Below are 25,922 nucleotides of genomic sequence, written 5' to 3' on the forward strand. Positions count from 1 at the left end.
CCACACCGTGGCACCGGTGTCCGTGAGGCCCATGTCCCGCACTCCCTACGTCCCTTGTGTCCCGCTCGAGCCGCGCCCGCCGGTCAGCTCGGTGAAGAGCCTCTCCCACTGCGGGTGCACCGCGGAGGGAGCATAGTCCTGTGCGGTGCTCAGGGCCGCCGCGCCCATCTGCTCGCGCAGCGACCGGTCGTCCATCACCCGGATCAGGGCGTCGGCCAGGGCGTCGGTGTCCTCCGGCGGCACCAGGATGCCCTCCTTGCCGTCGGTCAGCACGTCGGCGGGGCCGGTCGGGCAGTCGAAGCTCACCACGGGCAGCGCGTGCGCCATGGCCTCGATCATCACCATCGGCAGACCCTCGAAGCGCGAGCTGAGGACGTAGAGCGAAGCCTTGGCCAGCTCGTCGTCGAGCTGCGTGGTGTGGCCCATGAGCAGCACGTGGTTGTAGAGATGGTGCTTCTCGATGAGCCGGCGGAGCTGGTCCTTCCGCTCTCCCAGCCCGAAGATCCGCAGTTGCCAGTCCGGGTGCCGCTCCGCGACCCGCTTCCAGGCCGGGATCAGCATGTCGAAGCCCTTCTGGGGGGCGAGCCGGCCGGCCGCGACGGCGATCTTCCCGGTGTAGTCCGACGGCTCCTGGTCCATCGAGTGCACCGCGTTCGGGATGCGCACCACGCGGGCCTCGGGCAGCAGCCGCCCGTACTCCTCCCGGTCCCGGTGGGTGAGCACCGCCACGGCGTCGAACCGGGGGTAGTACTTCTGCACCGCCTCCTGCACGTCCGGCCGGTGCACCGAGAGGTTCATGTGCTCCTGGGCCACCCGGACCAGCGTGGTCGGGGCGTACTCGGCGGCCAGGATGTTCAGGGCCGGGCGGGTGGTGACGAGGATGCCGTCGCTCAGCCCGCTCAGGTAGGCGGCCACCTGCTCCTCGACATAGCGGTTGAAGTACCGCGAGCCGAACTCGCCGTCCGGGACGAGTGCGGGCGGCGTGTCGGCCAGCTTGCGGTCGCGCTTGTCCCGCAGCGTCGACTTCCAGCTGTCCGCGCCCGTGGTCTTGGCCTCGCGGCCGTCGATCAGCGACGTGATCCGCACCCGGGGATCGAGCGGGAAGCGGATCTCGTCCCGGTGCCTTATCACGCTCACGATCTCGATCTCGTGACCCGCGGCGACCAGCGAGTTCGCCTGGTTCATCACCGTGCGGATGGTGCCGCCGGTGCCGTACGCGTGCAGGAGGAGATAGCGGATGAGCATCAGGCGATCCACTCCGGAAGGGGGAGCTCGCCCTCGCGCAGCTCCAGGTCGCCGGGCAGGCACTCCACGGACAGGTTGTCCTGGATCGTGTAGAAGGGTCGGACCACCGTGCCGTCCTCATCGCTCGTCACGGACTGGGCGGGGTAGACGAAGATCTTCTTCTTCCCCGTGATGTCGTCCAGGTGCTTGCCCACCCGGAGCCGGGCTCCGCCACCGCCGTCATCCCCGTCACCGCCGTCGCCGGCGGTGAGGTACAGGTCCCAGACGGCCTCCGGCAGCCCGTCCAGGGCGAGGTCGTCCACCGGCAGCGACGCCTCGAAGGACGCGCCGTCCACCGAGGCGGCGTACCGGAGGCGGTGGTTCTCATCGTCCCGCGGCACGAGCAGCAGCCGCCACTCGGGGCCCGCGCTCTCCGGCACGTCCCCGTGGACTCTTCCCACCAGGCGGATGCGGCCGTCGCGCGGCCACACCTGGTCGATCTCGGCATGGGCGTTCATGCGGGCTGTGCGTCCTCCCGCTCCTTGGTGTAGCCCCAGGCCTCGCACATGGGCCGCAGGACCTCCGGCACCTCGGAGTCCTCCGGGACGGCACGGCCCGGCTGGACGCTGCCGGAACGGATCTTGTCCCGCCAGTCGCCGAGGCCGCGGATCATGTCCTTCTCCGGCCGCGGGCCGTACTCCAGCATGGCCGGCTCGAAGTCGATGTCCAGGAACTCGCAGATGCCCCGGACGGTGGTCTCCGGGTCGGTGGTGAGCTCCTCGTACCGCACCGTGTGGCCCGTGAGCCCGTTGCGGGCGCGCTCCACGGCCTTCATGTAGCGCAGGGCGTCCTCCGCGGCCTCCTGCGCGCTCCGCTTGTCCGGCGCGGCCTCGTGCCAGGAGCGGGCGATGGCGGCGGGGTGCCGCAGCAGGAAGATGTAGCGGGCGTCCGGCCAGCAGGCGGCGATGCGCTTCCAGGCGAAGGCGTTGCTCGGCGTCTTCTCCACGATGTGGTCCGCGCCGGCCTTCACCAGCTCACGGTGCATGACCCGGTCCCAGAGCAGGTGCTCCAAGTCGGCGGTCTCGAGGTCGAGCACCTCCATGGACTTCTTGGCGAGCTGGGTGGTGTGGCCCACGGTCAGCCGCCGGATGTGGAGCTCGTGCGGCGCGAGCAGCCGGGAGTGCCCGTCGAGAAGCACCCGAAGGAGTGTAGATCCCGACCGGACGGGGGACATGATGAAGACGGGCTTGCGGAGCAGCCGGTCCACCTCGGGGTCGGCCGTCTCGCGGAAGGGGACCGGCTTCGGGCGCTGAGCCTTCGTCGGAGTCTTCGCCTTCTTGGGCGCGGCAGCGGGGGTGGTCGACGCGCGCCTGATCTCAAGGCCGGTCGTTTTGCGCAGGGTGGAGTTCAGTGTCCGTCGGAGGCTCATTGGGGAAGGCTAGGCAGCTTGCAAAATGGCGGTCAAGCCGCGAACTCTGAGTAAACTCTTCATACCGCGCCGCCGGTAGCCGTACCTCGAAGCGGCAGCCGCCGGGCACGTTCGTCACGGCCGCCCTCCCGGCGTGCGCCTCCACGATGCCGCGTACGATGGCCAGGCCGAGCCCGGCGCCGCCGGGCGGGGTCCGCGCGTCCGTGCCCCGCCAGCCGGTGTCGAACACCCGTGGCAGGTCGTCCGCGGGTATGCCCCCGCAGCCGTCCGTGACGGAGAGCACCACCGCGTCGTCCTCCCGTCGGGCGGCCACGGCCACCGTGCCGTCGGCGGGCGTCCGGTGGATGGCGTTGACCAGGAGGTTCGCCAGCACCCGGGTCATCTCCTTGCCGTCCACCTCCACCGGCACGGCCTCCACGCCCTCGTCCGCCAGCTTCACTCCGCGCTCGGTGGCCAGCGGATCGGCGCCCGCGATGGCGTCGCTGATCAGGTCGTAGACGGACATCCGGACCGGGCTGAGCGCCAGCGCCCCCGCCTGGATCCGGGAGAGCTCGAACAGGTCGTTCACCATCGCGGCGAGTCGCTCCACCTCGCCGCGGATCTGCCGGTGGTACCGCGTCTCGTCCTCCGCGATGCCGTCCTCCAGCGCCTCGGCCATCGCCCGCAGCCCGGCCAGCGGGGAGCGCAGGTCGTGCGAGATCCAGGCGACCAGTTCCCGGCGCGACTCCTCCAGCCTCCGCTCCCGCTCGCGGGAGGCGGCCAGCCTCGCCCCGGCGTCCGCGAGCTGCCGGGCCAGCGAGGAGAGCTCGGCCGGCATCGGGGCGGCCGGGGGAGTGAACTCCCCCTCCTCGCCCAGCCGGCGGGCCGCCTGCTCCAGTGCCCGGTGCCCGCCGCTCACCCAGCGCCCCAGCAGCAGCGCGGTCACCACCGAGGCGACCGCGGCCACCGCGCCGACCATGGTGACCACGGTGAGGTCGTGTGAGGAGAGGAACATCGCCCGGGCCACCGAGAGCGTCCCGGCCAGCATCGCCCCCACCGCGACCGCGGTGAGCACGGCGAGCGAGACGGCCACCGGACGGCGCCGCAGGGCACGCAGCACCAGCGCGCCGGCCAGACCGACCGCGGCCGCGCCGGCCGCGGCGTAGAGGGCGATCAGCACCAGGTCACGCACGGCCGCCTCCGTCGAAGCGGTAGCCGACGCCCCAGACCGTGGTGATCAGCCGGGGCCGCGCGGGATCGGTCTCCACCTTGTGCCGCAGCCGCCGCACGTGCACGGTCACCGTCGACAGATCGCCGAAGTCCCAGCCCCACACCGCCGACATCAGCTCCTCGCGGCTGAACGCGCGGCCCGGATGGCGCAGGAAGTGCGCCAGCAGATCGAACTCCCGCAGGGTGAGCGCGAGCGGGCCGCGTGCGTCGGAGGCCGTACGGGCGGCCGGGTCCAGCGTGACGCCGCCGCCTCGCAGCCGGGGCCCGGCGGGCGCAGCGGCCCCGGCGCGGCGGAGCACCGACGCGACCCGCAGCACCAGTTCCCGGGGGCTGAACGGCTTGGTCACATAGTCGTCCGCGCCCACCTCCAGGCCGAGGATCCGGTCCTCCTCGTCGCCACGCGCGGTCAGCATCACCACCGGCACCGGCCCGCGCTCCCGCAGTCTCCGGCACACCTCCAGCCCGTCCAGCCCCGGCAGCATCAGGTCCAGCACCACCAGATCGGGTGCGGCCGCACCGGCGCGCTGCAGCGCCTCGTGGCCGTCGGCGGCCCGGTCGACCGTGAACCCGGCCCGGTCCAGGTAGCCGGCGACGATCTCGGTGACGGTGGCGTCGTCGTCCACGACCAGGACCCGGTGACGCGGCGGCGGCCCGGGCGACGGCTGCGGGTACTGCGGTGCGGCCTGCTGCATGCCGCCGAGTCTCCCAGGCGCACGCGGCCGGGGGACCGTTCGTGGAGCGGGACGGCTCCGACGTCCCGAATTCGTAAGGAGGCGTAGCCCGGTTTGCGTGGTTCGTCTCCGTAGGGTGAGGCAGATGACGGACATCCAGCCCCCGTACGGGGATCTCGTGCTGCCCTGCCTGAACGAGGCCGAGGCGCTGCCCTGGGTCCTGGACCGGGTCCCGGACGGCTGGCGGGCCGTGGTGGTGGACAACGGTTCGACCGACGGCTCGGCCGCCGTCGCCGCCGCCCGCGGCGCCGTGGTCGTGCACGAGTCGCGGCGCGGCTTCGGCGCCGCCTGCCACGCCGGGCTCCTCGCCGCGGAGGCGGAGCTGGTGGCCTTCTGCGACTGCGACGCCACGCTGGACCCCGGGGCGCTGCCGAGGGTCGCCGCCCCGGTGCGGGAGGGGCGCGCGGACCTGGTGCTGGCCCGCCGCCGGCCTGCGGCACGGGGCGCCTGGCCGCTGCACGCCCGCGCCGGCAACCTGGCGCTGGCCCGGATGGTGCGGCGCCGCACCGGCGTGCCGCTGCACGACCTCGGCCCGCTGCGGGTCGCACGGCGGCGGCCGCTGCTGGACCTCGGGCTCACCGACCGGCGCAGCGGCTATCCGCTGCAGATGGTGGTGCGCGCCGCGGACGAGGGCTGGCGGATCGAGGAGACCGAAGTCCCCTACCTGCCCCGCACCGGCGAGTCCAAGGTCACCGGCACCTGGCGCGGCACCTGGCACGCCGTGCGGGACATGCGGGCGGTCCTGCGGTGAGCGCCGTGACGGACCTGCTGGTCATCGCCAAGGAGCCGGTGCCCGGCCGGGTGAAGACCCGGCTCACCCCGCCCTACACCCCCGCCCAGGCCGCCCGCCTCGCCGAGGCCGCGCTCGCCGACACCCTGCGGCTGGTGGCGGCTCTCCCGGCCCGCCGCCGGGTGCTGGTGCTCGCCGGGCGGCCGGGGGAGTGGCTGCCCGCCGGCGCGGGCTTCGAGATCGTGCCGCAGGCGGCCGGTGGCCTCGACGAGCGGATCGCCGCCGCCTTCGCCGGCTGCACCGGCCCGGCGCTGCTCGTCGGGATGGACACCCCGCAACTGACCCGGGACCACCTCTGGCCCGCCCTGGCCCCGGACGCCTGGCACGGGTGCGACGCCTGGTTCGGGCCCGCGGCCGACGGCGGCTTCTGGGCGCTGGGCCTGGCCGCGCCCGACCCGGCGCTGGTGCGCGGCGTGCCGATGTCCACCGGGCACACCGGGGCCGCCCAGCGGCACCGGCTGACCGGTGCCGGGCTGACCGTACGCGACCTGCCGCTGCTGCGGGACATGGACACCGCCGAGGACGCCGCCGCCATCGCGGCGCACTGCCCGGCCGGCGGGCGCTTCCCCGCCGCCCACGCCGGGCTGCGCCGGGAGGCGGTCCGGTGACCGCCCCGGCACCCTCCTGGCACGCCGATCCCTACACCGACGCGTTGCGGGCCGGCCACGGGCCGCTCTTCCTCCGGCGTACGGACGGCTGGCTGCTGCCGCTGGAGGTGGAACGCTGGTGCGCCGCCCCCGACGCGGCCGACCGGACCGTGCTGCGCCGCTGCACCGGCGCGGTGCTCGACATAGGCTGCGGCCCCGGCCGGATGGTCGCCGCGCTGGCCCGGCGCGGCGCGCCCGCGCTGGGCATCGACGCCTCTCCGGAGGCGGTGGCCCGGACCCGCGCGCTCGGGGTGGACGCGCTGTGCCGCTCCGTCTTCGACCCGCTCCCCGGCGAGGGGCGCTGGGACTGCGCGCTCCTCGTCGACGGCAACATCGGCATCGGCGGCGACCCGGCAGCCCTGCTGGACCGGATCGCCGGGCTGCTCGCCCCCGGCGGCCGGCTGTTCGCCGAGACCGCGCCCGCGGACGTCGAGGAGCGCGTCGAGGTCCGGCTGGACGACGGGCGCGGCGGCTGTGGCCCGGTCTTCCCCTGGGCACGGATCGGGGCGTCCGCGCTGTCGGCCCGTGCACGCGCGGGCGGCTGGGCGGAGGAGGTGCGGTGGACGGTCCTGGGCCGCACCTTCCTGGCGCTGCGCCGCCGCACCGTCCCCGGCGCGCCGGTCCCCGGGGAGCCCTGACGGACCGCCCACGCCCGGGTCGCGGGGGGCGCTCCGGGCGGCCCCCGCGGGACGGGCGCGGCCGGGCCGGGGGCGTGCCGTGCGTCGGCGGGGCCGCCCGGGGCCGGGCGGCCCGGCGTCACCAGCCGGTGAAGAACAGGTGGTTCACCGCCAGCGCCAGCGCCGCCTGGGCCGCCAGCCAGTACCGCCGGGCGGCGTCCGGCAGCAGCGCCGCGGCGGGCAGCAGCCAGAGGGTGAAGGGCAGCCAGATCCGTTCCGTCTCGGCCTTGCTCATCCCGGACAGGTCGGCGGTCAGCACCGCGCACGCCGCACCCGCGACCAGCAGCGCCAGGGCCGCCGGTCCGGCTGCCGGGGCGCGGCGCAGCCCGCTGAGCGCCCCCGGCAGTGCCACAGCCGTACGCCGCAGCCCCGCCACGGTCGCCGGCCCGACCGTCAGCACGTTGACCGCGAGATTGGCCCAGACGAAGTAGCCGTACGGCCGGAGTCCGCCCGCGCCCTGGTAGTAGCGCTCGACCAGGGTGGAGTAGCCGTCGAACCACCAGAAGCCGGCGGCCGTGAAGACCGCGAACCACGGCGCCATCCCCAGCAGCACGTACGGCACCGGGCGCGCCGTCCGCGCGGCCGCCAGCACGGCGAGCGCCATCAGGCCTGTCAGCACCAGCCCGTACGACAGGTGGCAGAGCAGCCCGAAGAGCAGCCCGGAGCCCACCGCGGTCACCCGCGGCGCGCGCGCCCGGCGCGTCGCCGCCAGCGCCAGCAGGGCCAGCGCCCAGGCCGCCACGGCCGCGAAGTAGCCGTCCGCCGACACCCCCAGCCAGACGGCCGCCGGGGCGGCCACCACGAAGGGCGCCGCCCGCCGCGCGGTCTCCTCGCCGCGCTCCTCGCCGCCCAGCGCCCGCACCGTCACCAGCAGCGCGACCGCCGTGGTGGAGGCCGCCAGAATGGTCCAGGCCGCCGCCCAGCCGCCGCCCTCCAGGCCGAGACGGTGCAGGAACTCGTACGTCAGCACCGCCCCCGGCGGGTGCCCCGCCACGTGCGGGGGCCAGTTGTCCGGGCTGTCCAGCAGGATGTGGTCGGTGAAGGTCCGCAGGAACGCCCCGAGGTCCCCGATCTCCCCGGCGACCTGGAGGTACTCGTACCGCGTGGTCAGCCGCCGGGCGACACCCCGTTCCCAGCCGTCGATCAGCGCCAGCGACCAGATCCAGGCCAGGGAGCCGCCCCAGGCCGCCCAGAGCAGCCGCCGCCACGGCAGCCGCCGGGCCACCACCGGGCCGTACGCGACCAGCAGCCCGGCCAGTACCAGCGCGGCCGGGGTGCCCGGGCCCACGTGCAGGTCGCTGTGGGCGTACAGCGGCGGCCAGTTGACATGCAGCGTGTGCTCGGTGTTCCTGATCCAGTGGCCCACGCCGACGGCGGCGCCGAACAGCACCACGGCCCCGCCGGCTGCCACCAGGTCCTTCGCAGACGATCTCACCGGTTCACCGTAGGGCGCCGCCCGGCGCCCGGGGCGCCGGGCCGGGCCGACGTCACAGACCCGTCAGATCCGGGCCTTCGAGCCGGGCCGCCGCCCGCTCCAGCGCAGCGGTCACCGCCGCGATCCGCGGGTCCGCGGCGCTGCCCGCGCGCAGCGCCACCGCGACCGTGCGGCTCAGCCGCAGCCCGCCCACCTCGCACAGCCGGACCTCGGAGGCGAGCGGCTCGGCCACCAGCCGGGGCATCATCGTCACGCCGAGTCCCGCCTGCACCAGCGACATGATGACCGTCCAGTCGTCGCTGGTGTGGTCCAGCCGGGGTTCGAAGCCGGCCGCCTGGCAGGCCCGCTCCACCACGGTGCGCAGCGCGGTGTCGCTGTGCGGCGCGATCCACGGCTGGCTGCTCAGGTCGGCCAGCCGCACCGGGCTGCCGTCCGCCGGCAGCGTCGTGTCGTGCGGCGGCAGCGCCGCCAGCAGCGGCTCCCGCAGCAGCGGCCGTACGGTCACCCCGGCGTCCCGGATCCGCGGCAGCAGGTCGTACTCGTACACCAGCGCCACATCGCAGGCGTGCCGGCGCAGTGCCGCCACGCTCGCCTCCGGCTCTCCCTCGTCCAGCACCACCCGCAGGTCCGGGTGGGCGGTGCGGCAGTCGGCGATCGCCGGAGCGGCCAGGGCGACGGCCGCGCTGGGGAAGCCGCTCAGCCGGACGGTGCCGCGCACGCTGTCGCTCAGCGCCGCCACCGCCGCCCGGGCGGACTCCAGTTCGGCCAGCACCCGTTCGGTGTGCTCGACGAGCACCCGGGCCGCCTCGGTGAGCACCAGCCGCCGCCCGTCGCGGACCAGCAGCACCGTGCCCGTCTCCCGTTCCAGCAGGGCGAGCTGCTGGGAGACGGCCGAGGGCGTCAGATGGCACGCCTCGGCGGTGGCGGCGATCGTGCCGAGCGCCGCCAACTCCCGGAGCAGGCGCAGCCGCCGCACCTCGTAGACCATGTAGCCACGCTAACGGGCGGCATCGGAAATCGTCGCTGGTTGTGGCGGGTGCGCCGGCCGCACACTGGCGCCATGACCGCCGAACCGCTGCTGCCGGCGCCGTCCGCCGCCCCGCCGTACGCCGGCGTCCCGCACGCCGGGCCCCGGCACGCCGCGCCCGGGCATCCCGCGCCCGCACCCGCCGGGTCCGCGGGCGCCGTCCCGGAGACCGAGTACGCCGCCCGCACCGGCGCGCTGCGCGCCGCCATGCGCCGGCGCGGTCTGGCGGCCCTGGCGCTCGCCAGCCCGGAGAACGTGCACTACCTCACCGGACTCGACCACCTGGGGCACTTCGCCTTCACTTTGCTGGTGCTGCCGCGCGGCGGCCCGCCGGTGCTGGTCGCCCGGCGCATGGAGCGGCACACGCTGGCCGCCCAGGTCCCCGGCGTCCGGCGGGAGCTCTACGGCGAGACCCAGGACCCCGCGCGGGTGGTCGCCCGGGCACTGGCGTCGGTGGTGCCGCCGGGTGGCACGGTCGGCGTCGAGGAGCAGTCCATGGCCCTGCCGCCCGCCCTGCTGGCCCGGGTGCGCGCGGCGCTGCCCGGCGCGCGGTGGACCGACTGCACGGCCCTGCCGGCCCGGCTGCGGGCGGTGAAGTCCCCGGCCGAGATCGCGCTGGTGCGGCGTGCCGCCGCGGTCACCAGCACCGCCATGGCCGCCGCCCTCGCCGCTGCGGGCACCGGGGTCAGCGAACGTTCGGTGGCCGCCCGCGCCCAGTGGGCCATGACCGAGGCGGGCGGGGCGCAGCCGGGGTTCGTCCCGCTGATCCGCTCCACCGCGCGGCTCTCCCAGGAGCACGTCACCTGGCGGGAGCACCGCCTCGCCCCGGGCGAGGGGCTCTTCGTGGAGCTGTCCGGCTGCGTCCACCGCTACCACGCGCCGATGAGCCGGACGGTCTACTGCGGCGGCGTCCCGGCCGGGGCCGCCGAGGCAGCGGCCGCGTCCGCCGCTGGACTGCGGGCCGCCCGCGCCGCGCTCGTCCCCGGGGCGCGCACCGGGGAGGTGTACGCGGCCTGGGCCGCCGCCGTGGCCGCCGTCACGGGGCGGCGGCCACGCCGGCACCACTGCGGCTATCTCACCGGGATCGGCTTCCCGCCGAGCTGGGTGGGCGGCGGATCCGTCCCGGGCGTCCGCTCCGGCGGGCGCACCCGGGTCCGGGCGGGCATGGTGCTGCACCTGATGTCCTGGGTGGAGCAGCCCGCTGGGCATGTCGTCTCCGACACCGCGCTGGTCACCGAGGACGGCTGCGAACTGCTGACCCGCGCGCCCCGCGAACTGCTCGTCACCCGCTGACCTGACGAAAGGCCCCGCATGCGCGTCACCGCACTCCGCGCCACCCCGGTGGCCGTCCCCTACCGCACCGACGAGGTCTGGGCGTTCGGGCGGCGCTCCGGGCTGGTCTCCGTCCTCGTCGAGATGGAGACCGACGAGGGGCTGACCGGCCTCGGCGAGGCCGCGGCCTATCCGTCCGCCGACGTGGTGCTGAGCGTGCTGCGCGGGCTGGAGCCGCTGGTCATGGGCAGCGACCCGCTGCGGATCGAGGCGCTGATCCAGCGCATCGACGTCGTCGGCACCTGGCACCACACCGGCTCCAGCAGCCCCGCGATCGCCGCCGTGGAGACGGCCTGCTGGGACCTGCTCGGCAAGTCCTGCGGGCAGCCGGTCGTCAGCTTCTTCGGCGGCCGCTTCCGGGACCGCGTCGAGTTCTTCCACTACGTGGCCGCCGCCGCGCCGGAGGAGGTGCGCGCGGAGGGCCGGCGCGCCGCCGAGGCCGGCGCCCGGGTCTGCTACCTCAAGGTGGGCGCCGACGAGCTCGCCACCGACGTGGCCCGGGTGGCCGCGCTGCGGGAGGGCGCGGGCCCGGGCATGGGCATCCGGGTGGACGCCAACGAGGCCTGGTCGCCCGGCGCCGCCCTGCGCGCGGTGCGGGCCCTGGAGGAGTACGGGCTGGAGCTCGTCGAGCAGCCGGTTTCCGGCCGCAACCTGCCGGAGATGGCCTATGTCCGCAGCCGCCTGGACACCCCGCTGCTGGCCAACGAGGCCTCCTGGAACCGCTCCGACCAGCTCGCCGTCCTCCGGCACGGCGCGGCCGACGTGCTCTCCGTGGACCAGCAGATGGACGGCGGGCTGCTCAACCTCAAGCGGTCCGCCGGGATCTGCGCCGCCGCCGGCCTGACGGTCGTCAAGCACAGCCTCGGCGAACTGGGCGTCGCCCTGGCCGCCGCGGTGCACGTCGTCGCCGCCACGCCGAACTTCCGCCACGCCAACCAGGCGTACGGGGCCCTGCTCACCGACGACGTGGTGCGCGGCTCCTTCGGCGGGCCGCTCGAGCACTACACGGACGGCTGTCTCCCGGTGCCCGACGGACCCGGGCTGGGGGTCGAGCTGGACCCGGAGAAGGTGGAGCGGTACGCGGAGCTGTACCGCACCCGCGGCGCCGAGTTCGCCTTCCACGACCCGGAGGCCCTGCGCGGCGCCCCGGCCCTGCCCAAGCGGTGACGGGCTGCGCAGCCGGTCACCCCGCCGGCCGGTCCCCGGCGTGCCCGCGGGGTGCCGCCGGGGCGCGCAGCGGCGGCCGGAACTCCCGCACCGGCGTGCGGTGCCACCAGGCGCCGGTCTCCCGCCGCTCCGCCCGGGTGGTGAAGCGGTAGCGGTACAGCAGCGCCCGTACGTGCACCGGGGGCGCGTCGGGGAACGGGTTGTGCCGCAGCAGCCGCAGGGTGTCCCGGTCGTTCTCCAGCAGCTTGCGCAGGAACGGGTCGAACCAGCCGCGGGCGTAGGCGGGGGAGAGCGCGGCGAACCACATCAGCCAGTCCAGCCGCAGGTGGTACGGCGCGATCTGCGGCGGGCGCCGCCGTACGTCCCCGGGCTTGCCGCGGAACTCGTACGCGTGCCACACGGTGTCCGGGCCCGGGCGTTCGTCCGTGGTCCCCTCGACGACGATCTCGTGCCGGACCCGGGTGACGCTGCCGAAGGCGCCGTAGGTGTTGACCAGGTGCAGCACGTCGAAGGAGCGGTTCATCTGCTGCTTCCTGGTGAGCAGGTTCCGGGCCGGGCGGTAGCTGAGCACCGCGACCAGGGCGGTGAGCGCGCAGACCAGCACCACGAACCACAGCGGCGGATCGCCGTACGCCCGTGGACCGGTGAACCGTGGCGTGTCCAGCGCGGAGAGGGCGAGCACGACGGTCAGCCAGTTCAGCCAGGCGAAGTTGCCGGAGGCGATGAGCCAGAGCTGGGTGACGATCATCAGCGCCGCGGCGGCCCCGGCCACCGGCTGCGGGGTGAAGAGCAGCACCGGCACCAGGAGCTGGGTGACGTGGTTCGCCGCCACCTCCACCCGGTGCAGCCGCCGCGGCAGCAGGTGGAAGCGCCGGCTGAGCGGCCCCGGCATCGGCTGGGTCTCGTGGTGGTGGTCGAGGCAGGACAGGTCGCGCCAGCAGCGGTCCCCGCGCCACTTGATCAGCCCGGCCCCGAACTCCACCCGGAACAGCAGCCAGCGCACCAGCCACAGCACCAGCACGGGCGGCGCCGTCCGTTCGTTCCCCAGGAACACCGCCAGGAAGCCGGCCTCCAGCAGCAGCGACTCCCAGCCGAAGGCGTACCAGGTCTGACCGGTGTTCACCAGCGACAGGTAGAGCGCCCACAGCACCGCCCACATCAGCATCGCCGCCCACAGCGGTACGGTGTCGGCCGCCCCGGCCGCCACCGCGCCGGCCAGCGCGGCCCCGGACCAGGCGACGGCGGCGTGGAAGCGGTCCGAGTAGTGCCAGTGGAAGATGCTGGGAGCCGCCCGGAAGGGCACCGCCCGCACGTAGCGCGGCACCGGCAGCAGCCCGCGCTCGCCCAGCAGCGGGCGGAACTGCAATGCCGCGGTGACGAACGCGACGACGTAGACCCCGGCCAGGGCCCGCTGCATCAGCAGCCGGCTCAGCCAGTACTCGGGCGCCGTGAACCACTCCATGCGGCCAGAGGTACCACCGCCGGAGGGGGCCGAACCGGGGCGGCCGCGCGGCCCCGCTCCCGGGGGCCCCGGACCCGCGGCCGGGGGTACCGGCGCTCAGCCGCCCGTGGCGTTCAGGACGCGGGTGATCTCGTCCGACGCCTTGCGGGAAGCCTCGCGCGGGTCGGCGCCGGTGAGCACGGCGGTCTGGTACTCCTTCACCGGATTGTCCGCCTCAAGCTCCCCCCACCGGGGTGAGGACGGCGTGGCCCGGCCGTTCGCCGCCGCCTCGGCCATGGCCTCCGCCCCGGCGTCGCCCTGCAGCGCGTCCGCGAGGGTGGTCTTGTTCGGCACGAAGCTCATCGTCTCTGCGATCCGCCGCTGCCACTTCTCGCCGGTGAGCAGCTTGAGAAAGCCGTACGCCTCGTCCTGCCGGTCGCTCTTCTCCGGGATGATCAGCACCGACCCGCCGGTGAAGACGGACCCCGGCTTCCCGGCCCGCTTGCCGGGGATGGGGAAGTAGCCGAGCTTGCCGGTCAGCCGTGGGTTCTCGTCGGTGATCAGTTGCGCGGCGCCGGGCACCGCGATGAGCTGGGCGATCCGCTCCCGCGCGAACACCTTCTGCTGGTCGGGGTCGGCCTCGTCGGAATCGGCCGGGCCGCGTCCCAGCGCCTGGAGCTTCCGGTAGAACTCCATGCCGCGCAGTGCCTCCGGGGTGTCCAGCGCCCCGCTCCAGCGGCCGCTGCGCTCCTCGGCGAGCCGCCCGCCCTCGTCCCAGACGAACCCGGCGAGCACGTACCAGTTCTGGCCCGGCAGATAGATCCCCTGCTGGTTCGAGGGGCTGTTCAGGGTCTCGGTGGCGGCCAGCCACTCCTCGCGGGTCTCCGGCGGCGAGGTGATGCCGGCGCGGGCGAAGAGGTCCTTGCGGTAGATCACCACCCGGTTGGCGGCGTAGAAAGGGACGCCGTACTGGTAGCCGTCCACCTGCCCGGACTCCGCGAGGCCGGGGATCCAGTCGTCGCCCCCGAGATCGACGACCTTCAGGGTCAGGTTCTTCACCCCGCCCGCGTCGACGTACTGGGCCACCTGGGTGTTGCCCACCTCGATCAGGTCCGGGCCGTCGCCCGTGCGCAGCGCCTCGGTCACCTTCCCGGCGATGCCGGGCCACTCGTGGACCGTGACGTCCACCCGCACCCCGGGATTGCGGAACTCGAAGTCGCGTACGGCCGACTCCATGAGGTCGTCCGTGAGGCTGCCCTTCATCAGCCACACGTCGAGCGTCCTCGTGTCGTCACTCTGGTCCGGGAAGGCGCCGCAGGCGGCGAGCAGCGTGGAGACGACCGCGGCGGCCGCCGGCCGGCCGAAACGCCGCACGGTGCGGGCCCCGCCGGTGCCGAGGCGTCTCTCGCGCCGTCTCTCGCGGGTCCGGTGGAACATGGGCACACCCCTCCCAGGGGCCGTGGCGGTGGCATGTGGGGGGCGACCGGAAAAGGATTGGCATAGACCAAGGTCCCGGTCAAGGGGTGACCGGCGGAAACCCGGAACCCGGTATCCCGGTAACCCGGGAGCCCCCGGACCCGGGCACGGAACGGCAGCCGCCCCCGTGGGCCGGGCCCCGCTGACTACCGTGTCGCCGCTGACCATCCGTGTCCTCCTCGTCGGCGACGACGCCCTCGTACGGTCCGGGCTCCGGCTGATGTCGGGCAGCCGGACCTCGAGACCGCCGGCGAGGCCGCCGTCCGCGCCGAGCCCTCCCCGGCCCGCGCGGCCGCCGGGTGACGCCCCGCCGCTCCCTTCCCGGCACCCGCCGTCGGCGCCTCCCACTTGGCGTGTTCACTTTGTGTCCATAGGGTGCCGGGGATGAGCGAGACCGCGAGACACGCAGCCCCCGACGGCATACCGCCCCTGCCCGCCGGAGCGCGGCTGCTTCACATCGGACCGCACAAGACGGGCACCACCGCCCTGCAGGGGGCCCTGCACACGAGCCGCGGCCGGCTCCGGGAACACGGGGTGGTGTACGGGGGCAAGGCCCGCCAGGCCAAGGACCCGGCCGTCGCCGTCCTCTCCGGCGCGACCGGGGAGAAGCGCGCCCCCTGGGAGGCGCTGTGCGCGGAGGGCGCGGAGGCCGCCGCCGGCGGGCGGCGGCTCGCGGTCAGCAGCGAGTTCTTCGCGGACGCGGGGGACGAGGCGGCCCGCACCGCGGTGCGCGAACTGGGCCCGGACGTCCACGTCGTGGTGACCCTCCGGCCGCTGCACAAGATCCTGCCGTCCCACTGGCAGCAGTACGTCAAGCACGGCCTGTGCCACTCGTACGAGGACTGGCTGGAGGGCATGCTGCGCCGGCCGCCCTACACGGAGCCCACCCCGGACTTCTGGCACCGTCAGCAGCACGATGCCCTGCTGGCCCGCTGGGCCGGGGCGGCCGGGCCGGAGAACGTCACCGCGGTCGTGGTGGACGAGCGCGACCCGGAGTGGCTCTTCCGCGTCTTCGAAGGACTGCTCGACCTGCCGCAGGGGTTCCTCGAGCCCGGCCCGCGCGACCTCAACACCTCCCTGACGCTCCCGCAGGCCGAGCTGCTGCTGGAGCTCAACCGCCGTCTCGACGCCGAGGGCTGGAGCAACGCGCGGCGCAACAAGGTGGTGCGCGAGGGCGTGGTGCCGCAGCTCGTACGGGAGTACCGGGCCGCACCGGACGAGCCGCGGATCACCACCCCGGGCTGGGCGGTGGACGCGGCGGTGGAGGTGGCCGAGGAGACGGTGGCCCGCATCCCCGAGCTGGGCGTCCGCGTCATCGGCGACCTGAAGTCGCTGACCCGCCGCCCGGCGGCGGGGCCCGGGCCCGGCGTCCCCCCGCCCACCGAGACGCTCCCCGCCGCCCTGGCGGTGGAGGCCGCACTCGGCGGCATCCTCGCCGGCGTGACCCTGGGCAAGGCCGAGGCACCGCCTGCCCGCGCCCCGCGGGCCCGGACGAAGCCCGCCGAGGGCGGGCCGAAGTCCCCCGAGGACCGTCCGGTCTCCCAGGTGCCCGCCCGGCGTCTGCTCCGCATCGCCGCCCGCCGCGCCGGCCGCCGACTCCACCCAGGGCGCCGCACCTGACCGCAGGCCCGCGCGTCCCGCGCCGACGGGCCCCGGGTCAGCCGCCGACGATGCCGCGGGCCACACCGAGGTCCAGCAGGTCCTGGGGGCGCAGGCGGAGCTGGTCCGCGGTCTCGCGTATCCGGTCGTCGCCGCGTTTGAGGATGGCGGCGGCCAGCTCGGGGGCGATGACGGAGAAGTAGCTGTCGGCGGTGACCCAGGTGCGGCCCGGCGCGGCCAGCGCCAGCGCGCCGCCGGAGCCTCCCTCGCCGACCACCAGGGTGGTCACCGGCACACGTGCGGAGGCCACGGCGGCGAAGCAGTCCGCCACCGCGGCGCCGGTGCCGGCCTGTTCGGCCGCGGCGTCGTTGGCGGCGCCGGGCGTGTCGACCAGGGTGAGCACCGGGATGCCGAGCCGGTCCGCCAGCCGGATCAGCCGGGCCGCCGTACGGAAGCCCGCCGGCAGGGTCGCGGTGCCGAGCTGGGCGGCGAAGGCCACCGTGGTGCCGCCGGGCAGGCGCCCGAAGCCGCAGCGCACCCCGTCGTCGGTGCCGCCGCAGCGGTCGCCGCGGATCTCCTCCGTGCGGGTGAAGTGGGCGGCCAGGTAGGCGTCCGCGCGCGGGCGGCCGACGGCACGGGCCCGGGTCACCGCCTCCCAGCCGTCGCGCGGCGGCCCCGTGGGCGCGCCGTCGTCCCCGGCCACGCCGGCGCTGGTCCGCGGCAGGGCCGCCGGGGGAGCGGCCGGTCCGGAGGCCGGTGAGGTGAGCAGCGACAGCCACCCGGACAGGCGGTCCGGGAGCTCCTCGCGGGTCACCAGCTGGTCGACGTGGCCGGCCGCGTACTGGCCCTCGGCGGTGTAGGCGTACGGTTCGGCGCCGTCCGGCCGCACCCGGGACCCGGCGAACCCGGCCTGCGCGCCGGGCAGCGCCAGCACCACGTCGGCCCCGGCGCCGAGCGTCGCCCAGCCGCCGCCGGTGGCCGGGTCGCGGACCACGGCGAGCTGCGGCAGCCCGGCCTCGCGGGTGAGCGCGGACTGGCGGGCGACGCGCTGCAGCTGGGAGAGGGCGCGCATGCCCTCCTGCATCCGGCTGCCCCCGGTCGCCAGTAGGGCGACCACGGGCAGGCCCGCCGCGCGGGCCCGTACGTGGGCGTCCTCCAGGAGATCGCCCGTACGTTCGCCCAGCGAGCCGCCGAGGAAGCCGAACTCGAAGGCCACCAGCACGGCTTCGGGGCCGCCGGGCCCGCCGGCCCGGCCGCGCCCGCACACCACGGACTCCGCCTCGCCGGTGCGGGTGGCGGCACGTTCCCGGGCGGCGCCGTAGCCGTCCCAGCCGAGCGGCCCGTCATACGGCACGCCGGCCGTCCCGGGCGCGGCGCCCGGCGGGGCGGGGAACTCCGTGAAGTCCGGAGCCACGGCGGCGAGCAGGGCGCGGGCCGTGCCGGGGGCCGGGGCCGCGCGGGCCGGGGTCCGCTCAGCCATGGAGGGCCCGCTTCAGCACCTTGCCCATGTCGTTCCGGGGCAGCGCGGTGACGAACCGCACCGCCCGCGGCCGCTTGTGCGGGGCCAGTTGCCCGGCCACATGGTCGGCCAGCAGCTCGCCCGCCGGCGGGGCCGCCGGGTCGGCGGCGACGATCCAGGCGACCACCCGCTCGCCCAGGTCCGGGTCGGGTTCGCCGGTGACGGCGGCCTCGGCCACGCCGGGGTGGTCCAGCAGCACGTTCTCGATCTCACCCGCGCCGATCTTGTAGCCGCCGCTCTTGATGAGGTCGGTGGCCCTGCGCCCGACCAGGCGCACACACCCGTCCGGCTCCCGTACCGCCATGTCGCCGGTACGGAACCAGCCGTCCGCGGTGAACGCCTCCCGGGTGGCGTCCGGGCGGTTCAGGTACTCCGTGAACAGGTGCGGGCCGCGCACCTGCACCTCGCCGACGGTGTCCCCGTCGGCCGCGTCGAGCGGCCGCCCGGTGTCGTCCACCAGCCGGAGCCGCACGTGCGGCAGGGGCTGCCCGACCGTGCCGGGGCGGGGGCACCCGCCGGGCCGGACACTGGTGTTCATCAGCGTCTCGGTCATCCCGTAACGCTCGATGACCTGCTGCCCGGTGGCCTCGGCGATCCGCGCGTGATCCCGTGGCGGCAGCGGCGCGGAACCGGAGACCAGCAGCCGGGCGCCGGCCAGCGCCCGGGCGAGGGCCGGGTCCCGTCCGGCGGCCTCGGCCAGCCGGTGGTACATCGTGGGCACCCCGAAGAACACGGTGCCCGCGCCGGCCAGTTCCCGGGCCACGCCCCCGGTGGTGAACCGCCCCAGGTGGTGCACCGTGCCGCCGCGCCGCAACGGGCCCAGGACGCCCAGCACGAGGCCGTGCACATGGAACAGCGGCAGGGCGTGGACCAGGACGTCCTCCGCGGTCCAGGACCAGACCTCCGCGAGGTCGTCAAGGGTCCCGGCGACGGCCCGGCGGGGGAGGACCACGCCCTTGGGCGGGCCGGTGGTGCCCGAGGTGTAGACGATCAGGGCGGGGGTCTCCGGGCCGGGCTCGGCGTCCTCGGCGGCGGGCCCGGAGGCTCCGCCCGTACGGGAGCCGGGGACCGCCCCGGCCGTCACCTCGGTGCGCGGCAGTGCGGCCAGCCGCTCCGGCAGCACGGCGCCGGGAGCCGCGAGGACGGTGGCCGGCGCGCTGTCCGCCAGGATGTGCTCCAGCTCCCGGTCCCCGGTACGCGGGTTCAGCGGCACGGCCGGTACCCCGGCGAGCAGCGCGGCCACCACGCCCACCGCGGTCTCGATGCCGGGCGTCGCCCAGACGGCGACCCGCCGCGCTCCGCGGAGGCGCGCGGCCAGGGCGCCCGCCGCGGTCGCCAGGCCGCCGTAGTCGAGGGCGGCGTCCGGGAAGCGGAGGGCGGTGCGGTCGGGAGTCTCCCGCAGCGCGGGGAAGAGGGGCGGCACCCGGGCTCCTTCACTGGCTCGCGGTCACGGTCGGTACGGACCCGCGGAACGGCGGCGGGACGGCGGCTTCAGCATCTCACCCGGGCCGCCGGGCGGACACCCGGCCGCCGGGGCGCCCGCCCCGTTCACCTGCGGCGGAGCCGCCACCGGACGCCGTTGTGGTGCCGGTCACGCCCGGGGCGGCGGGACTTCCGGGGGCACACCGGTCACCCGACCGGCCGCGGGCCGCCGCCGGGCCGCCGGTACGGCGTGCCCGGCCCGCGAACCCGTGACCGCCCAACGAAAGTAAGGAAAGTTTCCTGTCGCTCTTGACGCGTACACATCCCACCTCTAGCTTTCCGGCCGGTTGCCCCCGGCAGCCCGGCGGTCGCGCCCCCGTGCCCGCTCCGCCGACGCCGTACCTCTCCCCACAAGGAGGCACCCCCCATGGAACGGCTCTCCCTCCGCCGCGCCGGGCGGCGCGCGGCCGCCTGCGCCGCCGCGCTCGCGGCCCTGCTCGCGGTGACCCTGCAGGACTCCTTCCGCGCCGGCGCCGCCGCGTCCGCCCCGCCTGCCGAGAGCCCGGCGGCATCCGTCGCCGCACCCGCCGGCTCCCCCGTCGCCGAGAACGGACCGCTCGCGGTGTGCGGGCGCACCCTCTGCAACGCGCAGGGGCAGCCCGTCCAGCTCACCGGCATGAGCACGCACGGCACCCAGTGGTACGCAAAGTGCGTCACCGACGCCTCCCTCGACGTCCTGGCCCACGAGTGGGACGCCGACGTGCTACGCGTCTCCACCTACGTGCAGGAGGGCGGCTACGAGACCGACCCGGAGCGCTTCACCCGGATCGCGCAGCGGATCGTCGACCAGGCGCTGGAGCGCGGCCTCTACGCGGTCGTCGACTGGCACATGCTCAGCCCGGGCGACCCGCACGCCAACACCGCCCTCGCCAAGCGCTTCTTCACCGACATGGCCGCCCGCTACGCGGACGCGCCGCACGTCCTCTACGAGATCGCCAACGAGCCCAGCGGGGTGAGCTGGCAACGCATCAGGTCCTACGCCGAGGAGATCATCCCGGTGATCCGGGCCCAGGACCCGGACGGCGTCGCCCTCGTCGGCACCCGCGCCTGGTCGTCCTTCGGCGTCTCCGAGGGCGCCGACGAACAGGAGGTGATCGACGACCCCGTGGACGCCGGCAACATCATGTACACCTTCCACTTCTACGCCGCCTCGCACCGCGAGACCTACCTGCGCACCCTCGCCCGCGCTGCCGACCGGCTCCCCGTCTTCGTCACCGAGTTCGGCACCCAGAACTACGCGGGGGAGGGGGCGAACGACTTCGCCATGGCCCAGCGCTACCTCGACCTGATGGCCGAGAAGAACATCTCCTGGACCAACTGGAACTACTCCGACGACCACCGTTCGGGCGCGGTGTTCCGGGAGGGGACCTGCGCCCGCGGGGAGTGGAGCGGCACCGGCTCCCTGAAGGAGTCCGGGCGCTGGATACGGGACCGCATCCGCTCCTCCTGAGCCGGGCCCCGGGGCCGGGTCGGCACGCCGGTACCGGCGGGGCCCGTGCCGGCCCGGAGCATCGCTGGGTGTTCCGGCACGCGAGGACGGTGGGTCGTCCCGGCCCGTCGCGTCCACCCTCCCGTTCCGGGCGGGGCTGCCCGTGCCAGGGTCCTGCGCGGGGCGCGCACGCTCCGTTTCCGGGCAGGATCGCCCGCGCCCCGGCCTCCGCACGCTCCGTGCCCGGGCAGGGCGTCGCCCGGCCGCCCGGACGGCATACGGCCGCCGGCCCGGCCCGTGCGCGGAGCCGGTTCCGCCGGGCAGGCGAAGCGGTACGCCGGGCCCGGCGGTGCCCACGGTGCCCGGGGCCCGGCCCCGGGCACCGGCTGCCCGGGCCGGCCGGCCGCGGCCGGACAGGCGGGCCCGCACCGGCGCCTCCCGCCGGTACGGCTCAGCCGGCCGCGGGTACCCCGCGGCCCAGCGGGTCGTCCAGCACCGCGCGGACCACCGAGTGCGCCGCACCGAGCAGCGGCCCCTCCGGCCCCACCGCCGAGGCCAGCAGCGCCGGCGGCGCTCCCGGCGCCGCCGCGCGCCGGGCCAGCTCGCCCTCCAGGGCGGGCAGCAGCCACGGCCCCAGCCCGGCCAGCGCCCCGCCGAGCACCACGGTGCCCGGGTCCAGCAGGTTCACCACGCCGGTGAGGGCGACGCCCAGCGCCCGCCCCGCGCCACGCAGGGCCCGGCGGGCGGCGGCGTCGCCCTCACCGGCCCGCCCGGCCAGCAGCGCCGTCCCCCGGCGGGTCTCGCCCTCCGGGAGCCCGGCCGCGCGCAGCAGCGCCTCCTCACCGGCGTACGTCTCCAGGCACCCGCGTCCGCCGCAGCCGCAGCGCGGCCCCTCCGGGCGTACCGGCACATGCCCCAGCTCGCCCGCGAACCCGCGGACGCCGCGCAGCAGCCCGCCCTCCAGCACGATGGCCCCGCCGATCCCGATCTGGGCGGAGACGTGCACGAAGTCGCGCGGCACGGCCGCCCCGCCGAGCCAGAGCTCGGCCAGCGCGCCGAAGTTGGCCTCGTTGTCCACGGTGAGCCGCGGCCCCTCCGGCAGCAGCGCCGCCAGGTCGGTGACGGGCCAGCCCAGGTTGGGCGCCCGCACCACCGTGGTGGAGTCCCGCGCCACCAGCCCCGGCACCGCCACCGCCAGCCCCGCGGGCCACAGCCCGGCGGCACGCGCCTGCGCGGCCACCTCGCCGGTCAGCGCCGCCAGACGGGCCAGCACGGCGGCCGGGTCGCTGTCCCGGTGCGCACCCGTACGGACCTCCCGGGCCCGCACCTCGCCGCGCAGGTCGACGGCGCACACCGCGAGCCGGTCCACCCCGATCTCGGCGCCCAGCCCGCACGGCCCGCGGTCGGTGAGCGCCAGGGCGCTGCCCGGACGTCCCACGCCGCCCGGCCGCCCGGGGCCCAGCTCCACCAGCAGCCCGGCCCGCAGCAGCTCGTCGACCAGGGTGGAGACCGCGGCCCGGGTCAGCCCGATGCGGGTGGCGACCGCCGCGCGGGAGACCGGGCCGCCCGCGGCGACCGCGTGCAGCACCCGCGACAGGTTCCGCCGGCGTATCTCCTGCTGCGAACTGGGCGCGGGGGCTGCTGCCATGTCGGTGCTTCGTCTCGTCTCTCGTCCCGGGTGCCGTGCCGGACGGCCGAGCCGCGTGGCCGGTCCGCGCGACCGTGCCGCGGCCGCCTGGCGACGCCGCCCGCCGTCCGGCCGCGCCGCCCGCCCGGCACCGTCCCGTGCGGTCAGTGCGGCCGGCGCAGCAGCGTGTCCGCGCCGCCGAGGGTGGCCCGCAGCCGGGCCAGCGCGGGCTCGTCCCGCTCCACCGCCTCGTACGCCGGGCCTTCCGCCGTCGCCCAGCGCCGGGCCACCGCCGCCGGGTCCTCGCCCAGCAGCAGCCCGGCCGCCTGCGCCGCCGCGCCGAGCGCCACCAGCTCCTGCGCCCGCGGCACCTGGACGGGCCGCCCGGACAGCCGCCGTACGGTCTCCCGCCAGGCCGTGCCCTTCGCGCCGCCGCCGATCAGCAGCACCGGCGCGTTGCCGCCGTCCGCCGCGTCCCCGGCGAACACCTTGTCCAGCGCCTCCAGCAGCGCGAAGACCGCGCCGTCGTAGGCCGCCTGGAGGACCTGGCCGCCGGTCGTCTCGTGGCGCAGCCCGTGCAGCAGCCCGGAGGCGTAGGGAAGGTCCGGGGTCCGCTCGCCGTCCAGGAAGGGCAGCAGGGTGACCGAGCCGCCCGGCTCCACGTCCTCTCGGTCCCGGCCGAGCAGCGCCGCCACCCGGTCGACGGCGAGCGTGCAGTTGAGGGTGCAGGCCAGCGGCAGCCAGCGGGTGCCCGCGTCGGCGAAGCCGGAGACGGTGCCCGTCGGGTCGGCGGGCCGGTGCTCGGAGACGGAGTAGACGGTCCCGGAGGTGCCGAGGCTCAGCACCGGCTGCCCGGGCCGCAGCCCCAGGCCGAGCGCCGCCGCCATGTTGTCCCCGGTGCCGGTGGCCACCAGCGCCCCGGCGGGCAGCGGCAGCCCGTCGCGTACGGTGCCGGCCGCCTCGCCGTGCCCCAGCACCCGGGGGAGGAGGCCGGGGGAGAGGCCCACGTGCTCCAGCACCCGTTCGTCGTACGTCCCGCTGGCCGAGGCCCACCAGCCGGTGCCGGAGACGTCCCCGCGGTCGGTGGTGCCGTACCCGGTCAGCCGTTCGGTGAGGAAGTCGTGCGGCAGCCGCACGGCAGCGGTCGCCTCCGCCGCCTCCGGCTCGTGCTCCCGCAGCCAGGCCCACTTGGTGACGGTGAAGGCGGGCGGCGGGACGCTGCCGATCCGCTCCGCCCACCACTGCGGCCCGCCCAGCTCCTCCACCAGCCGGTCCCGCTGGGGGGCGGAGCGCACGTCGTTCCAGAGCAGCGCGGGCCGCACCGGCCGCCCCTCGCGGTCCAGCGTGACCAGCCCGTGCTGTTGGCCGCCGACGGCGACGGCGGCCGCCCGGTGCACGATGTCGCCGCACCGGCCGAGCGCCTCGCCCAGCGCGTTCCACCAGTCCTCGGGGTCGGACTCCTGGCCGTGGGCGGTCTGCACGGTGTGCCGGGCCTGGCCGCTCGCCACCACCTGGCCGGTGGCGGCGTCCACGACCAGCGCCTTGGTCGACTGGGTCGAGCTGTCGACGCCGACGACGAGCGGTCCCTCCGGTGTGGCCACGTCCCTCACGCCCCTCTTCCTGGGTCCCCGGTCTTCCTCTGTTCCGGTCGCTGCCCGCATAGTAGTTTGTTAAGTGCCATGACGAAATACGCCGGCGCCACCACGTGCCGGTGCGGCGAGGTCACCCCGGAGCCTCCGGGGGGCCGGGAGGGAAGAGGTACGGCATGAGCTATCGGCCGACGCCCCAGGACAAGTTCAGCTTCGGACTCTGGACGGTGGGCTGGCAGGGCCGCGACCCGTTCGGCGACGCCACCCGCGCGGCCCTCGACCCGGCCGAGTCGGTGCACAGGCTGGCGGAGCTGGGCGCCTGGGGAGTCACCTTCCACGACGACGACCTGATCCCCTTCGGCGCACCCGAGGCCGAGCGGGACGCCCACGTCAAGCGCTTCCGGCAGGCGCTCGACGACACCGGGATGGTGGTGCCGATGGCCACCACCAACCTCTTCGGCCACCCGGTGTTCAAGGACGGCGCCTTCACCGCCAACGACCGCGACGTACGGCGCTACGCCCTGCGCAAGACGATGCGCAACATCGACCTCGCCGCCGAGCTCGGCGCCCGCACGTACGTCGCCTGGGGCGGCCGGGAGGGCGCCGAGTCCGGCGCCGCCAAGGACGTACGGGTCGCGCTGGACCGGATGAAGGAGGCGTTCGACCTGCTCGGCACCTACGTCACCGAGCAGGGCTACGACCTGCGCTTCGCCCTGGAACCCAAGCCGAACGAGCCGCGCGGCGACATCCTGCTGCCCACCGTCGGGCATGCCCTGGCCTTCATCGAGCGCCTGGAGCGCCCCGAGCTCTTCGGGGTCAACCCCGAGACGGGCCACGAGCAGATGGCCGGGCTGAACTTCCCGCACGGCATCGCCCAGGCGCTGTGGGCGGGCAAGCTCTTCCACATCGACCTGAACGGCCAGTCCGGCATCAAGTACGACCAGGACCTGCGCTTCGGCGCCGGTGACCTGCGCGCCGCCTTCTGGCTGGTCGACCTGCTGGAGACCGCGGGATACGAGGGCCCCCGGCACTTCGACTTCAAGCCGCCGCGCACCGAGGACTTCGCGGGCGTCTGGGAGTCGGCCGCCGGGTGCATGCGCAACTACCTGATCCTCAGGGAGCGGGCCGCGGCCTTCCGCGCCGACCCCGAGGTGCAGGAGGCGCTGCGCGCCTCCCGGCTCGACGACCTGGCCCGGCCGACCCTGGAACCCGGCGAGACGCCGTCCGCGCTGCGGGCCGACCGCACCGCCTTCGAGGACTTCGACCCGGACGCGGCCGCCCGCCGCGGCATGGCCTTCGAACGCCTCGACCAGCTCGCCATGGACCACCTCCTCGGCGCCCGCGGCTGACCCGGCGCCCCGGCCGAGCCCGCTGCCCCCGCGGGCGGGCCCGGCCGGGGCGGGAGGGCGCGGTGCGCCGCGCTCGGCGCGCCGCAGCAGGCGTTCGACGGAAGCGGCCGCCCGTCAGTCAGGCGGTGAGTCGAGACAGGAAGCTGCTCCCTGTAGGGCCCTGCGAAGGTGCGGTCAGGTATGAGGTGGGCCTCTCCCCAGTGGACGGCATGGACGCCGTTCTCGGGGTCAGCTGTGGGGCGTACTGAAAGGAGCATTTCGGTCGCGAGTGACGATGTCCGATGGGCCGTCATGAAGCATAGGAGCAGGGCTGTTTGACACTCGTTGATCATCAACGTAAAATCCCATTCGCTAATTTGTCGTCAGCCTGAAGAAACTCATTGGGCTCATCGATGGCAGCGGCGCATCATCGTTGCGTATGTCAGCCGACGGCGCCGGTGTTGACAGTACGAAGGCGGACTAGCGGCTTTCCCATGAGTGCCGGCGGTGCGTGAGGCAACTCCGGGGGGGCTGGTCCGGCGATTGAATCGGAGCCGCCCTTAACATGCCTTCACTGGGCTGGGCTCGCGGCAGGTGGGCAAGCTGGTCGCAATGTGAGTGGGCAGAGATGCGGCACCCCGGACCGGAGGGCGTCGCCCATAGGGCGCGTTTGCGGATCACGGAGCTGTCCCTGCTTCAACTCCCCCCCGGCTATTCTGGGCGCCGAAGTCCTCTGCTGGTCGCATAATCGACCACTCGTGGTA

General features: G+C 75.6%; 21 protein-coding genes. 8 read left to right on the forward strand and 13 right to left on the reverse strand.

Annotated elements, in window-relative coordinates; translation table 11 throughout:
• Positions 1-45 precede the first annotated feature (45 nt).
• Genes HOY81_RS18920 through HOY81_RS18940 form a run of 5 tightly spaced genes read right to left on the reverse strand, consistent with a single transcriptional unit; the run spans position 46 to position 4,554 of the window.
• On the reverse strand, positions 46-1,257 hold the full coding sequence (locus HOY81_RS18920) for a glycosyltransferase family 4 protein (protein WP_237321642.1): 1,212 nt from the start codon (positions 1,255-1,257) through the stop codon (positions 46-48).
• Complete coding sequence (locus HOY81_RS18925) at positions 1,245-1,742, reverse strand: hypothetical protein (protein ID WP_237321643.1); 498 nt, start codon at positions 1,740-1,742, stop codon at positions 1,245-1,247. Before HOY81_RS18925 ends, HOY81_RS18920 begins: the two co-directional genes overlap by 13 nt.
• Positions 1,739-2,653 (reverse strand): sulfotransferase, encoded by a 915-nt coding sequence (locus tag HOY81_RS18930; protein ID WP_237321644.1) that lies wholly within the window; start codon positions 2,651-2,653, stop codon positions 1,739-1,741. The genes HOY81_RS18925 and HOY81_RS18930 overlap by 4 nt, the downstream gene beginning before the upstream one ends.
• Entirely contained in the window at positions 2,601-3,824 is a 1,224-nt protein-coding gene (locus tag HOY81_RS18935; protein WP_237321645.1) for a sensor histidine kinase KdpD, read from the reverse strand. The genes HOY81_RS18930 and HOY81_RS18935 overlap by 53 nt, the downstream gene beginning before the upstream one ends.
• A complete protein-coding gene (locus HOY81_RS18940) occupies positions 3,817-4,554 on the reverse strand; it encodes a response regulator transcription factor (protein ID WP_237321646.1) in 738 nt (245 codons plus the stop codon). Before HOY81_RS18940 ends, HOY81_RS18935 begins: the two co-directional genes overlap by 8 nt.
• A 124-nt stretch (positions 4,555-4,678) precedes the next feature.
• On the opposite strand from HOY81_RS18940, the gene HOY81_RS18945 reads away from it, so the two are divergent.
• From HOY81_RS18945 to HOY81_RS18955, 3 genes are read left to right on the forward strand one after another with little or no spacing between them, the layout of a single operon-like run.
• Entirely contained in the window at positions 4,679-5,344 is a 666-nt protein-coding gene (locus HOY81_RS18945; RefSeq protein WP_237321647.1) for a glycosyltransferase family 2 protein, read from the forward strand.
• Complete coding sequence (locus tag HOY81_RS18950; RefSeq protein ID WP_237321648.1) at positions 5,341-5,991, forward strand: DUF2064 domain-containing protein; 651 nt, start codon at positions 5,341-5,343, stop codon at positions 5,989-5,991. Before HOY81_RS18945 ends, HOY81_RS18950 begins: the two co-directional genes overlap by 4 nt.
• Positions 5,988-6,668 carry a bifunctional 2-polyprenyl-6-hydroxyphenol methylase/3-demethylubiquinol 3-O-methyltransferase UbiG gene (locus HOY81_RS18955; RefSeq protein WP_237321649.1) on the forward strand — a complete coding sequence of 227 codons (681 nt, stop codon included), beginning with the start codon at positions 5,988-5,990 and terminating at the stop codon, positions 6,666-6,668. Before HOY81_RS18950 ends, HOY81_RS18955 begins: the two co-directional genes overlap by 4 nt.
• A gap of 118 nt (positions 6,669-6,786) precedes the next feature.
• On the opposite strand, the gene HOY81_RS18960 is transcribed toward HOY81_RS18955, so the two are convergent.
• Positions 6,787-8,142 carry a hypothetical protein gene (locus HOY81_RS18960; protein WP_237321650.1) on the reverse strand — a complete coding sequence of 452 codons (1,356 nt, stop codon included), beginning with the start codon at positions 8,140-8,142 and terminating at the stop codon, positions 6,787-6,789.
• 52 nt (positions 8,143-8,194) lie between these two features.
• Entirely contained in the window at positions 8,195-9,130 is a 936-nt protein-coding gene (locus HOY81_RS18965; protein WP_237321651.1) for a LysR family transcriptional regulator, read from the reverse strand.
• 72 nt (positions 9,131-9,202) lie between these two features.
• On the opposite strand from HOY81_RS18965, the gene HOY81_RS18970 reads away from it, so the two are divergent.
• The gene (locus HOY81_RS18970) at positions 9,203-10,462 is read left to right on the forward strand and encodes a Xaa-Pro peptidase family protein (protein ID WP_237321652.1); all 1,260 of its coding nucleotides are present in this window, start codon (positions 9,203-9,205) and stop codon (positions 10,460-10,462) included.
• Between the two features lie 18 nt (positions 10,463-10,480).
• A complete protein-coding gene (locus HOY81_RS18975) occupies positions 10,481-11,668 on the forward strand; it encodes a mandelate racemase/muconate lactonizing enzyme family protein (RefSeq protein ID WP_237321653.1) in 1,188 nt (395 codons plus the stop codon).
• Between the two features lie 16 nt (positions 11,669-11,684).
• On the opposite strand, the gene HOY81_RS18980 is transcribed toward HOY81_RS18975, so the two are convergent.
• Both HOY81_RS18980 and HOY81_RS18985 read right to left on the reverse strand, forming a co-directional pair.
• A complete protein-coding gene (locus HOY81_RS18980; RefSeq protein WP_237321654.1) occupies positions 11,685-13,130 on the reverse strand; it encodes a lipase maturation factor family protein in 1,446 nt (481 codons plus the stop codon).
• A gap of 96 nt (positions 13,131-13,226) precedes the next feature.
• Positions 13,227-14,546, reverse strand: a complete 1,320-nt coding sequence (locus HOY81_RS18985; RefSeq protein ID WP_237321655.1) for an extracellular solute-binding protein — start codon at positions 14,544-14,546, stop codon at positions 13,227-13,229.
• Between the two features lie 423 nt (positions 14,547-14,969).
• Here HOY81_RS18985 and HOY81_RS18990 point away from each other — a divergent pair, with 423 nt between their 5' ends.
• Complete coding sequence (locus tag HOY81_RS18990; RefSeq protein WP_237321656.1) at positions 14,970-16,205, forward strand: hypothetical protein; 1,236 nt, start codon at positions 14,970-14,972, stop codon at positions 16,203-16,205.
• A gap of 37 nt (positions 16,206-16,242) precedes the next feature.
• On the opposite strand, the gene HOY81_RS18995 is transcribed toward HOY81_RS18990, so the two are convergent.
• Positions 16,243-17,664, reverse strand: coding sequence for a carboxyl transferase domain-containing protein (locus HOY81_RS18995; RefSeq protein ID WP_237321657.1), 1,422 nt, complete (start codon positions 17,662-17,664; stop codon positions 16,243-16,245).
• Positions 17,657-19,126, reverse strand: coding sequence for an acyl-CoA synthetase (locus tag HOY81_RS19000; RefSeq protein ID WP_237321658.1), 1,470 nt, complete (start codon positions 19,124-19,126; stop codon positions 17,657-17,659). Before HOY81_RS19000 ends, HOY81_RS18995 begins: the two co-directional genes overlap by 8 nt.
• 426 nt (positions 19,127-19,552) lie before the next feature.
• Here HOY81_RS19000 and HOY81_RS19005 point away from each other — a divergent pair, with 426 nt between their 5' ends.
• Positions 19,553-20,635 carry a glycoside hydrolase family 5 protein gene (locus HOY81_RS19005; protein ID WP_237321659.1) on the forward strand — a complete coding sequence of 361 codons (1,083 nt, stop codon included), beginning with the start codon at positions 19,553-19,555 and terminating at the stop codon, positions 20,633-20,635.
• Between the two features lie 430 nt (positions 20,636-21,065).
• Here the strand turns inward: HOY81_RS19005 and HOY81_RS19010 are convergent, their stop codons facing one another.
• Positions 21,066-22,262 (reverse strand): ROK family transcriptional regulator, encoded by a 1,197-nt coding sequence (locus HOY81_RS19010; protein ID WP_237321660.1) that lies wholly within the window; start codon positions 22,260-22,262, stop codon positions 21,066-21,068.
• A 143-nt stretch (positions 22,263-22,405) separates the two neighbouring features.
• Positions 22,406-23,842, reverse strand: a complete 1,437-nt coding sequence (xylB, locus tag HOY81_RS19015; protein WP_237321673.1) for a xylulokinase — start codon at positions 23,840-23,842, stop codon at positions 22,406-22,408.
• Between the two features lie 164 nt (positions 23,843-24,006).
• Here xylB and xylA point away from each other — a divergent pair, with 164 nt between their 5' ends.
• Positions 24,007-25,179 carry a xylose isomerase gene (gene xylA, locus HOY81_RS19020; protein WP_237321661.1) on the forward strand — a complete coding sequence of 391 codons (1,173 nt, stop codon included), beginning with the start codon at positions 24,007-24,009 and terminating at the stop codon, positions 25,177-25,179.
• The last annotated feature ends 743 nt before the right edge of the window (positions 25,180-25,922 follow it).

Origin of the sequence: Streptomyces sp. JJ36 (assembly GCF_021696945.1) — a bacterium.
Lineage (GTDB): Bacteria > Actinomycetota > Actinomycetes > Streptomycetales > Streptomycetaceae > Streptomyces.

Coding starts and splice junctions, on each gene's coding strand:
- HOY81_RS18925 (WP_237321643.1), bottom strand. CDS start 1,742: ATGAACGCCCATGCCGAGATCGACCAGGTGTGGCCGCGCGACGGCCGC.
- HOY81_RS18930 (WP_237321644.1), bottom strand. CDS start 2,653: ATGAGCCTCCGACGGACACTGAACTCCACCCTGCGCAAAACGACCGGC.
- HOY81_RS18940 (WP_237321646.1), bottom strand. CDS start 4,554: ATGCAGCAGGCCGCACCGCAGTACCCGCAGCCGTCGCCCGGGCCGCCG.
- HOY81_RS18945 (WP_237321647.1), top strand. CDS start 4,679: ATGACGGACATCCAGCCCCCGTACGGGGATCTCGTGCTGCCCTGCCTG.
- HOY81_RS18965 (WP_237321651.1), bottom strand. CDS start 9,130: ATGGTCTACGAGGTGCGGCGGCTGCGCCTGCTCCGGGAGTTGGCGGCG.
- HOY81_RS18970 (WP_237321652.1), top strand. CDS start 9,203: ATGACCGCCGAACCGCTGCTGCCGGCGCCGTCCGCCGCCCCGCCGTAC.
- HOY81_RS18975 (WP_237321653.1), top strand. CDS start 10,481: ATGCGCGTCACCGCACTCCGCGCCACCCCGGTGGCCGTCCCCTACCGC.
- HOY81_RS18980 (WP_237321654.1), bottom strand. CDS start 13,130: ATGGAGTGGTTCACGGCGCCCGAGTACTGGCTGAGCCGGCTGCTGATG.
- HOY81_RS18985 (WP_237321655.1), bottom strand. CDS start 14,546: ATGTTCCACCGGACCCGCGAGAGACGGCGCGAGAGACGCCTCGGCACC.
- HOY81_RS18990 (WP_237321656.1), top strand. CDS start 14,970: ATGAGCGAGACCGCGAGACACGCAGCCCCCGACGGCATACCGCCCCTG.
- HOY81_RS18995 (WP_237321657.1), bottom strand. CDS start 17,664: ATGGCTGAGCGGACCCCGGCCCGCGCGGCCCCGGCCCCCGGCACGGCC.
- HOY81_RS19005 (WP_237321659.1), top strand. CDS start 19,553: ATGGAACGGCTCTCCCTCCGCCGCGCCGGGCGGCGCGCGGCCGCCTGC.
- HOY81_RS19010 (WP_237321660.1), bottom strand. CDS start 22,262: ATGGCAGCAGCCCCCGCGCCCAGTTCGCAGCAGGAGATACGCCGGCGG.
- xylA (WP_237321661.1), top strand. CDS start 24,007: ATGAGCTATCGGCCGACGCCCCAGGACAAGTTCAGCTTCGGACTCTGG.